This window comes from Janibacter indicus, from assembly GCF_900176385.1.
Classification (GTDB): domain Bacteria; phylum Actinomycetota; class Actinomycetes; order Actinomycetales; family Dermatophilaceae; genus Janibacter; species Janibacter indicus.
The window spans coordinates 1-12,174 of the sequence record NZ_FWXN01000015.1; the positions used below are offsets into that span (position 1 = coordinate 1).

15 protein-coding genes and 2 pseudogenes are annotated in these 12,174 nt (G+C 67.4%); 12 read left to right on the forward strand and 5 right to left on the reverse strand.

The genetic code is table 11. The annotated features are described in order from the left end of the window. Nucleotides 1-258 precede the first annotated feature (258 nt). Complete coding sequence (locus B9B60_RS15795) at nucleotides 259-909, reverse strand: TetR/AcrR family transcriptional regulator (protein ID WP_234993905.1); 651 nt, start codon at nucleotides 907-909, stop codon at nucleotides 259-261. Nucleotides 910-1,106: 197 nt separating this feature from the next. Here B9B60_RS15795 and B9B60_RS15800 point away from each other — a divergent pair, with 197 nt between their 5' ends. Further along, on the forward strand, nucleotides 1,107-1,244 hold the full coding sequence (locus B9B60_RS15800) for a hypothetical protein (RefSeq protein WP_226282804.1): 138 nt from the start codon (nucleotides 1,107-1,109) through the stop codon (nucleotides 1,242-1,244). Nucleotides 1,245-1,379: 135 nt separating this feature from the next. Here the strand turns inward: B9B60_RS15800 and B9B60_RS15805 are convergent, their stop codons facing one another. Next, the gene (locus B9B60_RS15805) at nucleotides 1,380-1,652 is read right to left on the reverse strand and encodes a DUF4235 domain-containing protein (RefSeq protein WP_084452935.1); all 273 of its coding nucleotides are present in this window, start codon (nucleotides 1,650-1,652) and stop codon (nucleotides 1,380-1,382) included. Nucleotides 1,653-1,826: 174 nt separating this feature from the next. Between B9B60_RS15805 and B9B60_RS15810 the strand changes: the two genes are divergently transcribed. The 5 genes from B9B60_RS15810 (at nucleotide 1,827) to B9B60_RS17010 (ending at nucleotide 5,159) form a co-directional block, all read left to right on the forward strand. Further along, complete coding sequence (locus B9B60_RS15810) at nucleotides 1,827-2,189, forward strand: hypothetical protein (RefSeq protein WP_084452937.1); 363 nt, start codon at nucleotides 1,827-1,829, stop codon at nucleotides 2,187-2,189. Next, nucleotides 2,176-2,601 (forward strand): phage holin family protein, encoded by a 426-nt coding sequence (locus tag B9B60_RS15815; protein WP_094078862.1) that lies wholly within the window; start codon nucleotides 2,176-2,178, stop codon nucleotides 2,599-2,601. Before B9B60_RS15810 ends, B9B60_RS15815 begins: the two co-directional genes overlap by 14 nt. Next, the gene (locus B9B60_RS15820; RefSeq protein ID WP_159451236.1) at nucleotides 2,588-2,923 is read left to right on the forward strand and encodes a DUF3618 domain-containing protein; all 336 of its coding nucleotides are present in this window, start codon (nucleotides 2,588-2,590) and stop codon (nucleotides 2,921-2,923) included. Before B9B60_RS15815 ends, B9B60_RS15820 begins: the two co-directional genes overlap by 14 nt. Beyond that, a complete protein-coding gene (locus B9B60_RS15825; RefSeq protein WP_234993906.1) occupies nucleotides 2,920-4,032 on the forward strand; it encodes a YihY/virulence factor BrkB family protein in 1,113 nt (370 codons plus the stop codon). The genes B9B60_RS15820 and B9B60_RS15825 overlap by 4 nt, the downstream gene beginning before the upstream one ends. 356 nt (nucleotides 4,033-4,388) lie before the next feature. Further along, complete coding sequence (locus B9B60_RS17010) at nucleotides 4,389-5,159, forward strand: DUF6414 family protein (RefSeq protein WP_143445625.1); 771 nt, start codon at nucleotides 4,389-4,391, stop codon at nucleotides 5,157-5,159. Nucleotides 5,160-5,445: 286 nt separating this feature from the next. On the opposite strand, the gene B9B60_RS15835 is transcribed toward B9B60_RS17010, so the two are convergent. After that, nucleotides 5,446-6,591: a tyrosine-type recombinase/integrase gene (locus tag B9B60_RS15835; protein ID WP_084452943.1), complete on the reverse strand. Its 1,146-nt coding sequence runs from the start codon at nucleotides 6,589-6,591 to the stop codon at nucleotides 5,446-5,448. Between the two features lie 381 nt (nucleotides 6,592-6,972). Here B9B60_RS15835 and B9B60_RS17725 point away from each other — a divergent pair. The 6 genes and pseudogenes from B9B60_RS17725 to B9B60_RS15860 all read left to right on the forward strand — a co-directional run. Beyond that, nucleotides 6,973-7,200: pseudogene (locus B9B60_RS17725) on the forward strand (aldehyde dehydrogenase family protein); the annotation flags it as partial. 12 nt (nucleotides 7,201-7,212) lie between these two features. Then, nucleotides 7,213-7,461 (forward strand): annotated as a pseudogene (locus tag B9B60_RS17355) (AMP-binding enzyme); the annotation flags it as partial. 99 nt (nucleotides 7,462-7,560) lie between these two features. Beyond that, nucleotides 7,561-7,986, forward strand: a complete 426-nt coding sequence (locus tag B9B60_RS15845; RefSeq protein WP_084452945.1) for a VOC family protein — start codon at nucleotides 7,561-7,563, stop codon at nucleotides 7,984-7,986. Nucleotides 7,987-7,994: 8 nt separating this feature from the next. Beyond that, nucleotides 7,995-8,630, forward strand: a complete 636-nt coding sequence (locus B9B60_RS15850; protein ID WP_084452947.1) for a GntR family transcriptional regulator — start codon at nucleotides 7,995-7,997, stop codon at nucleotides 8,628-8,630. A gap of 14 nt (nucleotides 8,631-8,644) precedes the next feature. Then, nucleotides 8,645-9,010, forward strand: a complete 366-nt coding sequence (locus B9B60_RS15855) for a YchJ family protein (protein ID WP_084452949.1) — start codon at nucleotides 8,645-8,647, stop codon at nucleotides 9,008-9,010. After that, nucleotides 9,007-9,741 (forward strand): enoyl-CoA hydratase-related protein, encoded by a 735-nt coding sequence (locus tag B9B60_RS15860; RefSeq protein WP_084452950.1) that lies wholly within the window; start codon nucleotides 9,007-9,009, stop codon nucleotides 9,739-9,741. Before B9B60_RS15855 ends, B9B60_RS15860 begins: the two co-directional genes overlap by 4 nt. Nucleotides 9,742-9,926: 185 nt before the next feature. On the opposite strand, the gene B9B60_RS15865 is transcribed toward B9B60_RS15860, so the two are convergent. After that, nucleotides 9,927-11,123 carry a pyrophosphate--fructose-6-phosphate 1-phosphotransferase gene (locus B9B60_RS15865; RefSeq protein ID WP_084452952.1) on the reverse strand — a complete coding sequence of 399 codons (1,197 nt, stop codon included), beginning with the start codon at nucleotides 11,121-11,123 and terminating at the stop codon, nucleotides 9,927-9,929. After that, nucleotides 11,123-12,025, reverse strand: a complete 903-nt coding sequence (locus B9B60_RS15870) for a LytR C-terminal domain-containing protein (RefSeq protein WP_159451237.1) — start codon at nucleotides 12,023-12,025, stop codon at nucleotides 11,123-11,125. The genes B9B60_RS15865 and B9B60_RS15870 overlap by 1 nt, the downstream gene beginning before the upstream one ends. Nucleotides 12,026-12,174: the final 149 nt, after the last annotated feature.

Consider the following 12,174-nt stretch of genomic DNA (forward strand, 5'->3'; position numbering starts at 1 on the left):
TAGAAGCGTCCACCGCCGACCCCACGAGTACTGCGACGACCTCACCCCAGTGCAGGCCGAGCAGGCTCACTACGCTCACCACCAGGCCCCAGCAAACGCTGGAGTCTCAAACTAGAAGGTCTCCGGACACACCGGGGCGGTTCACTGGACGCGGTCGTGCTCACCTACTTCCACGACGACCAGGTCGAGAGGGGGAACAGTGACGCTGCGTGCACGCAGCAGGACAACGCCCAGGCCAGAGATGCTGCCGTGGGCTGTCTATTGGGAGACCGAGCGCTCAATTCTGTCGATGAGGGCCTCCAGGCCGATCTCGAACTCTTGCTCGGTGGTGTCTTGACTGAGTCGGTCCTGCATGCGGCACACATGGGGGGCCTGCTGGAGGTCGAAGTAGGCGTCCTGTTCGGGGATGGCGGCTTCACCTTCGTTGAGGGTTTCATCCACGGAGAGGATGTCCTCCCCATGTGCAGCGACCTCCAGCAGCAGGGAACCGATCAAGAACGTGGTGAAGGCCTTGTATGCATCCACGGCCCTGATGTCATCGAAGCCGAAGTCGCTGAGCGTGGCCAGGAAGTGCTCGACCAGCTCGATGCTGCGCAAAGGCGGGCGCAGCCACGGTATTGCTGGGTGCCGGGAAGCGACTAACGGGAACGCGGCAGGATGGGATTGGGCCACCCGGCGGACTTCATTGGCCAGCACTTGCAAGTACCCCTGCCACGACGTGAACCCGACCGCGTCCGCGCGGGCGGTGACACCATCCATGAGTTTCTCCACGACCGCCTCCAGCAGGGCCTCGCGTCCGGAGACATAGCGGTACAAGGACATTGCTGCGACGCCGAGGTCTTGTCCCACGCGGCGCATCGTCAGTCCCTGAACGCCGTGTGTGTCGATCGAGGTGATCGCTGTCTGCACGATCAGATCCCGGTCCAAGCGTGGGCGCGAACCTCCAGATGGACCGGAGAGAGTATTCATGGCTGTCCTTCCACAGGTACGGGCTGGCGTGCCCATCATCGCGGACCTCTGCCGCCCGTTGCCACGACCTCGCACACCAACTAGGTTTACGTCGTAAGCACGATCTGTGCCGCGCCCTCGCCCCCAACGAGTCTCTGATGCAGATTGACAAGCAGGAGATCGTTGACCTGCTCAACAGCCGTGGGGAGAACGACAAGGCGCAGGAGCGGACGCGGCCCTGCCGGACGACGTGGACACCAGTCAACACCAGGGCGTGCTGGGGAGTCTGGGACTAAGCCCGACCGATCTGGCCAACCTCGCTGGCAACTTCAGCCTCTGACCTACTGGCCAGCGGCGACCACGTTCGCAGTCTCCCCCCTTCTCGCTCAGGGGGCGAGGGCGTCCTCGGTCAAGAGGCGAACGATGGCTGCTCAGGTTGCCGCGGATCCGGGCAGATGGCCCTTCCTTTTGGCGTAGGCCTGCGTGGACTTGTGATTGATCATGACCTTGGCTAGTTGCACGACTGCGCCGGAGATCAGCGCGAAGGCGATGGCCTCCCCCCAGTTGACCTCCGGGTTTTCCGGGTTGTCTGGAACGGTGCCGTCGGTAACGAGCGCCCACCCCTTTTCGATGACTTTCCTCGCCATGATCCCGCCGCCGATGGCCGTGCCGGTAGTGGCCAGACTCCACAGCTTGTCGCTCATGATGGCGTGCTCCTCGTTGCTGTCGGTGTGCTGAGTTCGGGCACCGCCAACACGAAGAAGAAGGTTGTGAAGGGGGCGCCTTCACTTGTAAGTTTACAAGGCACGCACCCCGGGGCAAGCGCGGAAGCACCACCAAGGTCCCGTCCTGGGCTCCCGAAGAGACTGGAGCAGACGATGAACAAGATCACCATGACAGTGGCGTTCGGGGCCGGGTACGTCCTCGGCACTCGAGCGGGCCGGGAACGCTACGACCAGTTGCGCGACCGCGCACTGGCGTTGTGGACCGACCCGACGGTGCAGAAGCAAGCCAAGAAGGTCCAAGAGCAAGCCAAACAGGTGCCCGGACAGGTCAAGGAGCACTTGCCCGACTCCATAAGCAGGACATCTCAGGACGGCAAGTACAGGACCCAGACCCACACCATGGGTGACGACTTCGCATCCGCCCCAGACATGGACCACGACGACCCCTGGCCGCCCCCGGCCTCCGGTCCGGAGCCAGGGGTGAGCGACGTCCCAGGCGGTCATGGTCGTGGCTGAGCAGATGGAACCGCCACCCCGCGGCGCTTCGACCGGCGAGTTGATCTCCCGGTTGAGCGAACAGACCAGCACATTGATTCGCGATGAGATGCGACTGGCGACGGCCGAACTCAGCGCCAAGGCCAAGCATGCCGGTGCGGGACTGGGCATGTTCGGCGCCGGGGGTTTGCTCGCGTTCTTTGGCGCAGCCGCGTTGGTAACGACCGCCATCTTGGCTTTGGCGCTCATCCTGCCGGCGTGGGCCGCGGCCCTGATCGTGGCGGCGCTACTGCTGATCGCCGCCGGGGTGGTGTCCTTGCTGGGCAAGAAGCAGGTCGAGCAGGTCGGACCACTAAAACCCGAGCGCGCCATGGCGAATGTGCAACGTGATGTCACCCAGGTCAAGGAAGCGAGCAGCCGTGAGCACGAATGAATCCAACGAGCCCGTCACTAGTGCGTCGACACCCACCGAGTCGGACAGTACCGATCCGGCCAAGATCGAAGCGGACATCGCCCGACACCGCGAAGACCTGGGCATCACCGTCAATGAGTTGACCGACCGCCTGGACGTGAAGAAGCGGGCCAAGCGCCAGGTCAACGACCTCAAGGGCCAAGGCCTTAACCGAGTCCAAGACCTCAAGATGCGAGCCCAGCAGCCCCAAAACATCGAACTGGCGGTCCTCGCCGCACAGATGCTCGCGCTCGTGGCCGGCGTGGCTGCCGTGGCCGGGGCGATCTGGTGGTGGCGCCGGTGAATGCTCGGGCCCTCACCGGCGATGAGGACCACGGCAAGGCACCGCACCCGGAAGACGACGCCAAAGCGGACAGCCCCGCGAAGATCACCAGCGCGGGCTGGAAATTCACCGGCCGCAAAGCCGTCCGGGAGTTCTTGGCCGACCAGTGCACGGACTTGGCGGCCGCGCTGACCTACTACGCAGTGCTGGCCATCTTCCCGGCGCTGATCGCGATCTTCTCCCTGCTGGGACTCGTCGGTCAGAGCCAGACCACCATCGACGCAGTCATGCCGGTACTGAAGCAGGTCCTGGGCAGTTCCGGATCCCAGACCCTGGAACCCGTCGTCCGCTCCCTAGCAACCTCACCCGGGGCCGGGCTGGCTCTCATCCTGGGTTTGGCCACCGCCTTGTGGTCCGCCTCGGGCTACGTCACGGCTTTCAGCCGGGCGATGAACCGTATCTATGAGATCGGCGAGGGGCGACCCATCTGGAAGCTTCGTCCCCTGATGCTCCTGATCACCTTGGTCATGGTCCTGCTCGTGGTGCTTGTGGCCTTGATGCTGGTGTTGTCCGGACCTGCAGCGCAGGCGATCGGCGACCTGATTGGGCTGGGTTCCACCGCTTTGACTGTCTGGAGCATCGCCAAGTGGCCCGTCATCCTCGTCTTGGTGATGTTGATCGTGGCGATCCTGTACTACACCACCCCGAACGTGCAGCAGCCGAAATTCCGCTGGATCAGCGTCGGCGCTGGCATCGCGATTCTGGTCTGGATCCTGATATCGCTCGCTTTCGGTCTCTACATCGTCAACTTCTCCAACTACGGCAGTACCTACGGTTCGTTCGCCGGAGTGGTCATCTTCCTGCTGTGGCTGTGGATCACTAACCTCGCGTTGCTGTTCGGGGCCGAGGTCGACGCAGAGCTCGAACGCTCCCGTCAACTGATGGCCGGGATCGAGGCCGAACGCGACATCCAGCTCCCTGTGCGGGACGACACCAAGATCCGCAAAGACGAAAAGAAGGAGCAGCAAGACATCGAGCAGGCAGCGAACCTGCGCCACAGCTCCGGCCAGACCACGGACACGGATAAGACTGAAGACCCCCGCAAAGACACCGATCGGAGACCGTCATGACCGGACGTCCCACAGACCCGCGCCAGCGACTGGTGAGGGTCCCAGATGAGAGCGAAGAATGCGCCCGCCGCCGTTCGCGACTCCAAGCCCTCAGGCAGCAAATCGCCGCCGGGCGCAGCAGCGTGAATCCCGCAATAGCCGGGGACCATCAGCAGCCGGAGAAGGCAGCCCGCCCGGCAACTCGGCCCGCCCGGGCGGTTGACGCCTTGTTCGATGCAACCGGGCAAGACGTTGGTGACGTCGGTCAGGAGGTGTGAATCCGGGACTGGGTTTCCAGTGCACTCAAGAAGCGCTCTCAAGGTCGGGTGGCCAGTTAGTGTGGTTCGGGACTGCTGAAGGTTCCCGACGGTGGTGCGTTGGCGAGCTATATCGCCAGCGCAGAGGGCGGACTGCGGAGGTCCGGCTCCTCCCGCTCGAAGGGTGGACAGGGATTCGGTGGCTCAGCAGGTTTCTCGGGGGCGAAGGTTGAGGCGCGTAAGGACTCCGAGAATGAGGCCACGCTCAACGTCGACGATCATGATGCGGCACGTCTGCAGCGGCTCATCGCTGCAGGTCGCGCCGATCCCGAGGAACACGGGTGGCGCGAGGTCCTCGAGCCTGAAACTGAGTTCCCCGCTGCCGGGACGGGAGCTCTGATCGACTGGGAGTGCGAGGTCTACGTGCCAGAGGGCATCGCACCGGTCGCGAACCAGAGTGGGCTCCGAGACGCCTTGCGGACGATGGAGGCGATGATGCCGCAGGCGCGAGCAATGGGCCTTGACACGGAGGGGCTACCCGACTCAGACGAGATGAGCGCGGTGGCCGGCTTCCTCGAAAACGTTGACGTGGCGTTGGTTGTGGTCGGTGAGGACACTAGTGGCGGAGACTGGAAGGTCGTCGGTTCGCTCAACAACCAGTGGATGGCGAAGGGCGCAGCCTTTGACGGCGATGCCAGGATCGTCGCGAAGGTGAAGAGGCGAATCCCTGCCGGGAGCTTCTACCCACTGCTCTCGTTGCCGGGGATGAACGTCAGCTCTCGCGAGGAGCGGCGCCGCCAAGAGCGGCAGGGGCCAACGAGCGATGACGAAAAGTCGCTGTTCCTAGAGGGGCCGCTCCTCGTCGTCGACTACCTCGCGACCTACACCTGATCGTCGTGGACACGAACGTGGCGCCCCATGACCCGCACGCGACTCGCAAATCGATCTCGGCCGCCCAAGCAGAGGCGCAGGTCAGGGCCAGAACGAGGTGTCTCAGTGACCACCATCATGGAAGCAACCACGCGCCCCAGGGATCTCAATGATCACGGTCGGCGAGAGGAAGGTGCAGGAGATCGGGCTATACATTGATGGAAGGTAGAGCCCGATCGGGTCAGCGAGCCGATGGCCGGACATGACTCGGGACCTCCCTATCGCAGACCTTCGCCTGACTCGTCCGTCATTCCTCTGAGTCGGCAGGGGCCGATGCCCGCTCCTCCATCAGTCTCGACAGCGCCGCCGCGATCTCCGTGTCCCTCCCCCGCGCCGCGTGCTGGTAGCGGAGCGCCGCCTGGGGCGTTGAGTGGCCGATACGGGACATCAGCTCAGCCAAGGTTGCCCCAGCCTGGGCAGCGAGGACAGCGCCCGTGTGGCGCAGGTCGTGGATCCGCAGATCTGGCCGCCCTGCCTTCTCCCGCGCCCGGTACCAGTGCCGATAGAGGGTGTTTGGGTGGACCTGAACGCTCGGGTCGTTGACCGCTGAGAACACCAAGGCATCCCTGTCGGAGCCGACATGTTCCTCAAGGTGGGCCTCCAAGAGTGGGACAAGGTGCGGCGGGATGGCGACATCGCGCACACCAGCGTCACTCTTGGGCGACCCGACGGTCACCTGCCCCCTGATTCTCACGACTCCTCGTCGCACCTGGAGTTGGCCGGTGACGAGGTTGATGTCGCCACGGCGCAGCTCGGCCATCTCGCCGAACCGGAGACCGCACCACGCGCCTATGAGCACCAGCGCTTGGTACTTCTCCGGCATCTCCGTCACAAGGATCTCGAGTTCGTCCAGTGTCGCCGGCTCCACCCGCCGTGCGCGCTTCACCGTGCCTGCGCCCCGCACGCGACACGGGTTCGCCTGGATGATCTCGTCGGCCACCGCTGTGGACAGGATCGAGCGCAACAGGCCGTAGACGTGGGCGCGCTGCGTGGGCTTCGTCGGATCGAGCCGGCTGTGCCAGACCCGCACGACCGCAGGGGTGATGTCGCGCAGGGAGGTGTCGGCGAAGTAGGGCAGGAGGAACCGATCCAGCTGCCGACGGTAGAGGGCTCGAGTCCTCGGCTTCAGCTCGCGGTACTCGAGCCACGCCTCCGCATACGGCCCGAACGACTCAGTGGCCCGGATGACCCTCGCCCGGCGGGACTTCGTCGGCGTCCAGTCGTCGTCTTGGATGAGCCGACGCTCCCCCACCAGCCACGCCTCGGCATCCGCCTTCGTCTCGAAGGTCGATGGCGCCCGATGGAAGGCCTGGTCCGGCCCCATGTAGTACGCCTGATAACGGCCGTTGGCCCGCTTGCGGATGGTCCCGAAGTCTCGCTTCGCCCGCGTCATCAACGGTCACCACCAGTCACATCTGGACACAATCCGGGCATAACTAAAGGGTAGTTGCGTCCTCTTGTGCCCGCGATTCTCACGCGTTAGAGTCTATTAATTCCTTGATTTTTCGCCAAGGATGCGGATCTGATCCAGTGAGACTAGTCGCGCGTGAGCAGTTCAAATCCTGTCACCCCGACCGTGTGATGTCTCAGGACATCGGCAGAGCCGGACCTACGTTTTCGTAGGTCCGGCTCTTGCTTTCTTCGGCTGCCCGGCGTCGTTGTGGTCACCTGGTCCCCCTTCTCCGGGCACCCAGGTGACACCAACGGCACCAGGCGGCACCAACGACGTCAGGCAAGGCCCAGACCCTGCGCGCTGTGGCCACCCCACAGGAGCGTGCGCGATCTCTGTGACCGGGTCCCGGAGACCGTCGGCTCGCGCCTCGCGGCGCACCCCGACGTGCGCAAGATCGGCTTCACCGGCTCGACCGAGGTCGGCAGGTCCGTGCAGCGCGCCGTCGCCGGCAACCTCACGAAGGTCACCCTCGAGCTCGGCGGCAAGGGACCCAACATCATCCTCGACGACGCCGACCTCGACATGGCGATCGACGGCTCGATCTTCGCCTTCCTCATGTACTCCGAGGCGGCCGTCGTCGGCATCCCCCACCCCGAGCTCGGCGAGGAGGTGGCCGCGGCCGTGACGCTGCGCGCCGGCTCGAGCGCGACCGAGGACGACGTGCACCAGTTCGTCCGCGAGCGCGTCGCGCCCTACAAGTACCCCCGCGTCGTCTGGCTCATGGACGAGCTGCCCAAGGGGCCGACGGGCAAGATCCTGCGCCGGGAGGTGCGAGCGGGCCACACCACACCCACCGTCGCGGCCGGCTGACTGCCGGCCCGACCCTCAGCCGGGTCCTCCTCGGGATTGCATACAAGTTCCCCCGTTGTATACATTGAGCGCACCGACGCCCCGAGGAGGACCCTTCCCATGACCGCACGTCCCTGCTTCCACCTGGCCATCCCCGTCGACGACATCGCCAAGGCCCGCGAGTTCTACGGCGGCGTCCTCGGCCTCGAGGAGGGTCGCTCCGACACCCTCTGGGTGGACTGGAACTTCTACGGCCACCAGGTCGTCACCCACCAGACCGCCGCCGGCTCCCCCGGCCCCGCCGGGCACAACCCCGTCGACGACCACCAGGTGCCCGTCCCCCACTTCGGCGCCGTGCTCTCCTACGACGACTTCCACGACCTCGCCGGCAAGATGAAGGCCGCCGGTGCGACCTTCGTCATCGAGCCCTACCTGCGCTTCGAGGGTCAGGCCGGCGAGCAGTGGACGATGTTCTTCCTCGACCCGGCCGGCAATGCCCTGGAGTTCAAGGCCTTCGCGGACGAGTCGCAGATCTTCGCCAAGTAGGGCCCGCCGTGACCCTCTCCCCTGCGACCGAGACCAAGGCCGGACGGCTGCACACCGCCCTGCGCGACGCCATCCTCAGCGGTGAGCTCGCCGCCGGGTCGCCGGTCGACGAGATCGGCGTGGCACAGGCCCACGGCGTCTCGCGCACCCCGGTGCGCGAGGCGCTGCGGGCGCTGCGCAGCGAGGGCCTGCTCGTCCCCGGCGCCCGCCGCCAGCTGCACGTCGTCGACATCTCGGCCGAGCACCGGCAGGAGATCACCACCGTCCGCACCGCCCTCGAGACCGCTGCGGCCCGCGTGGCGGTGACCACCCGCACCTCGGGCGACGTCGACGGGCTGCGCACGCTCGTGCTGCGGCAGCGCCGCTACGCCCGCGTCGGCGACAGCTCCGCCTTCATGGCGGCCGACGAGGAGTTCCACCGCACCCTGGCCGGCGTCGCCGCGATGCCGACGCTCGACCGCCTCCTCGACCAGCTCGGCGCCTTCGTCCGCCTGGCCCGGCTCGGGCAGCCGACCCCGCAGCGGCACATGATGGCTCTGGTGCGCGAGCACGACGCGTTGCTCGACCTGCTCGAGGAGGGCGACGGCGAGGCCCTGGCCGAGGCGCTCGGCAGCCACATCGTCAGCACCGCCCCGCGCACCTGACCTACCCTGCAGACATGAGCGCCGACCCCTGCCCCTGCGGCACCGGCTCCCCCTTCGCCATGTGCTGCGGACCGCTGCTCGCCATGGAGCGGCAGGCCGCGACCGCCGAGGAGCTCATGCGCAGCCGCTACACCGCCCACGTCTACGGCAATGCCGAGCACCTCTGGCGCACCTGGGACGGCCGCACCCGGCCCGAGCAGGTGCACCTCGACGACACCCGCTGGCTGGGGCTGGAGGTCCGCGAGACGGTTGCGGGCGGCCCCGACGACAGGACCGGCGTCGTCGACTTCGTCGCAAGGCATGAAGGGGGCGAGCTCGCCGAGCGCAGCGAGTTCACCCGACGAGGTGGCCGGTGGTTCTACACCAAGGAGATCCCGTGACCGAGGTCAGCTACGCCGTCGCCGACGGCATCGCGACGATCACCCTCGATGCCCCCGACCGGCGCAATGCCCTGTCGGTGGAGATGTCGAGGGAACTCATCGACGCGGCCCGGACCGCCGAGGCCGACGGCGAGGTCGGGGCCGTCGTCGTCACCGGCGGTGAGCACTTCTGCGCCGGCGCCGTCCGCGAGGTCCTCGCCGACGTGGGGCGCGATCCCGTCGAGGACACCGCCTACCGCAACCTCGAGACGGTCTACGCGGCCTTCACCACCATCGGCACCATCGACCTGCCGACCATCGCCGCCGTGCGCGGCGCGGCCGTCGGAGCCGGGCTCAACCTCGCACTGTCCACCGACCTGCGGATCGTGTCCACCACCGCGCGCCTGCTGCCCGGCTTCGCCCAGATCGGCATCCACCCCGGCGGCGGGCACCTGTCGCTGCTGCACCGCACGGCCGGCCGCGAGACCGCCGCCGCCATGGGCCTGTTCGGCGAGGAGGTGCGCGGCGCGCGCGCCGTCGAGCTCGGGCTCGCCTGGGCCGTCCACGAGGACGAGCAGGTCGAGCAGGCCGCCCGGGACGTCGCCGCCCGGGTCGCGGCCGACCCCGAGCTCGCCCGGCGTCTGGTGCGCAGCTTCCGCCGCGAGACCGCCCCCGGCGGCATGCCCTGGGAGGTCGCCGTCGAGCTCGAGCGCTCGCCCCAGATGTGGTCGCTGCGGCGCAAGCACGGCTGACGCGACCAGGGCCCCGGCGGAGCGGGCACAGGGTGGGGGTCGGCCCGACTCATGAAGAAGTCCGGCTACCTCCGCGACATGACGCGCCCTGCCCAGCGGCCGGACTTCTTCTTAGGGCCACCCCCAGCCCGGTGCCCGCGCAGCCACACCACGGCTGGTAGCGCCGCTACGGGGCACCGCACCCCTCAGGTCTGGCCGATGTCGTGGAGCAGGTCGGCGAACCACGGGGTGGTGGGGTCGAAGGCCCCGCCGCCGGCGATGCGCTCGTGCTCGATGACGCGCAGCTCGTCGCCGCGCTCGACGTCGTGACCGACGACGCCGGACCGGCCGTCGAGGGCCGCCTCGACGGCGAGCGAGGTGCAGGCGGCGATGAGTTCGAGGTCGCGGGGGTTGGCCGCGGCCGAGCGGGCAAAGTAGCCGGACTTCCACACCTTGGACTTGTCGGCACCGACGCGCTGGGCAAGGGTCGAGGCGAGGCGCTCGCCGGGGTTGACCTCGTCGAGCCGGACATGACCGAAGGCATCACGCGGCACCTGCACCCCATCGGCCTCCAGCGCGGCGACGATCTCGTCGACCCCGGCGCCCTCCGCAGCGAAGACGTTGACGCAACCGAGCTCGTCCATGACCGCCCGCAGTCGCCTCCCTTCGGCCTCGAGGTCGAGGTCGAGCTCCGGGACGTAGACCGCGTGGAGGTCCCACCGCCGGCGGTCGTTGCCGATGCCGGGGACGAAGTCGCGACCGGCGAGGTCGGCCCGGTAGGCGTGCGCCGTCGCGGCGGTGAGCCACCCGCTGTGCCGGCCCATGACCTCGTGGACGATGAGCATGCGGGGGTTGGACGTGTGCTCGCCGATGATGTTGCGGGCGAAGAGCGCCCCCTGCTCGGCGGCCGTCCACGCACCCAGGCTCTGCCGGATCGGCACGATGTCGTTGTCGATCGTCTTGGGCAGACCGATGACCCGCATGTCGTGCCCCTCGGCGGCCAGATGGGCGGCGAGGTCGGCAGCGGTCGTGTTGGTGTCGTCGCCGCCGATGGTGTGCAGGACGTCGACCCGGTCGGCGGCCAGCTGCGCCGCGGCGACGCGAAGGGGGTCCTGCCCCGCCTCGACGAGACCCCTCCGCACGAGGTCGTCGGCATTGGTCAGCTTGACCCGGGAGTTGCCGAGCGGTGAGCCGCCGAAGTCATGCAGCAGGTGGGCCCGGCGCCGCACCTCTTCGGTGATCTCGGTGCTGCGCCCCGTGAGCAACCCGGCGTAGCCGTCGAGGTAGCCGATGAGGCGCACCCCGGGCGCCACCTGCGTGTAGCGCTCGATGAGTCCACCGACCGCGGAGGAGAGGCACGGCGCGATCCCGCCAGCGGTGAGGAACGCGACCGTGCCGGGCATCACTTGCGCTCGCAGGGCAGCTGGATCGTCTCGGCCGGGCGGACGTAGGGCTTGACCTGCGGGACCTCGGAGGCCGGCTTGACCCGGGACCACTTGCTGCCCAGGACGAGGTCGACCTTGGTGCTCGTGCGATCGTCCTTCTGCAGCTGGGCACCATCGATCTGCTGGGCCAGACGCTTGGCCGCCCGCTGCCCCTCGGGCCCGAAGCGGATGACCGCCACCTCGTCCTCGAGGAAGGTCATCTGCGGGTCGTTGCCCGTGGATTTGATCTTGAAGCCGCGGTCCTTGAGGTCGCCGGCCACCTCGGTGGCCAGGCCTTCCTTCCACGTCGTGTTGTAGACGTTGAGGGTGATCTCCGAGGGCGCCGGCAGCGGCGGCTCGGGCTCCTTGACCATGCGGTCGTAGCCGTAGCCGAGGACGAGCTGGACGCTGTCGCCGGGGCGCGCGTCGTTCCACGTCTTGGAGCCGGGGATCTGCTTCTGCAGCAGCAGCGCGTTGTCGCGGCCGTCGGGCCCGTAGTAGATCGTGGCCGCGCCCTTGACGTAGACGGAGCTGTCGGCGTTGCCCACGGACACGACGTTGAAGTCGCGCAGCGTCAGCTCGCGCGCCACGTCGCTGCCGAGGCCGTTGGTGTCGTTGCTGTTGAGCAGCTTGATGTCGAAGGAGTCGCGCTCGGGCGCGGGCCGGGTGATCGGAGCGCACTCGGTCTGGTCGTCGCTGCCCACCAGGCCGGTGCCGTAGGCGGTGGCCACGGTGGCCGTGCCGAGCAGGAGGCCGGGGAGGGTGACGAAGAGCAGAAGGCGCCGTCGGCGCTGTCGCCGATAGTGCTCCGCGGCCGAGCCATCGAGCTCGTCGAAGCCAACAACCCGGTACGAGACCGGCCCCTGATCCTGCGGTTCCACGCCCTTCCCTTCCTTCGTCATGCACCGCTCCCCGAGAGTCCAGTATAGGTGGTGCCTAGATTCACTCTGACCACTCCAGTCACACAAGTCACATCCGCGGATCGTTCCCGGACCGAGACCGAGGGCAGTGGACCCTGGGCACCGAGGTG

Excerpts from the sequence above, each read along its gene's own strand:
- B9B60_RS15810 (WP_084452937.1), top strand. The coding sequence starts at position 1,827 with ATGAACAAGATCACCATGACAGTGGCGTTCGGGGCCGGGTACGTCCTC.
- B9B60_RS15815 (WP_094078862.1), top strand. The coding sequence starts at position 2,176 with ATGGTCGTGGCTGAGCAGATGGAACCGCCACCCCGCGGCGCTTCGACC.
- B9B60_RS15835 (WP_084452943.1), bottom strand. The coding sequence starts at position 6,591 with ATGACGCGGGCGAAGCGAGACTTCGGGACCATCCGCAAGCGGGCCAAC.
- B9B60_RS15800 (WP_226282804.1), top strand. The coding sequence starts at position 1,107 with ATGCAGATTGACAAGCAGGAGATCGTTGACCTGCTCAACAGCCGTGGG.
- B9B60_RS15845 (WP_084452945.1), top strand. The coding sequence starts at position 7,561 with ATGACCGCACGTCCCTGCTTCCACCTGGCCATCCCCGTCGACGACATC.
- B9B60_RS15865 (WP_084452952.1), bottom strand. The coding sequence starts at position 11,123 with ATGCCCGGCACGGTCGCGTTCCTCACCGCTGGCGGGATCGCGCCGTGC.
- B9B60_RS15855 (WP_084452949.1), top strand. The coding sequence starts at position 8,645 with ATGAGCGCCGACCCCTGCCCCTGCGGCACCGGCTCCCCCTTCGCCATG.
- B9B60_RS15805 (WP_084452935.1), bottom strand. The coding sequence starts at position 1,652 with ATGAGCGACAAGCTGTGGAGTCTGGCCACTACCGGCACGGCCATCGGC.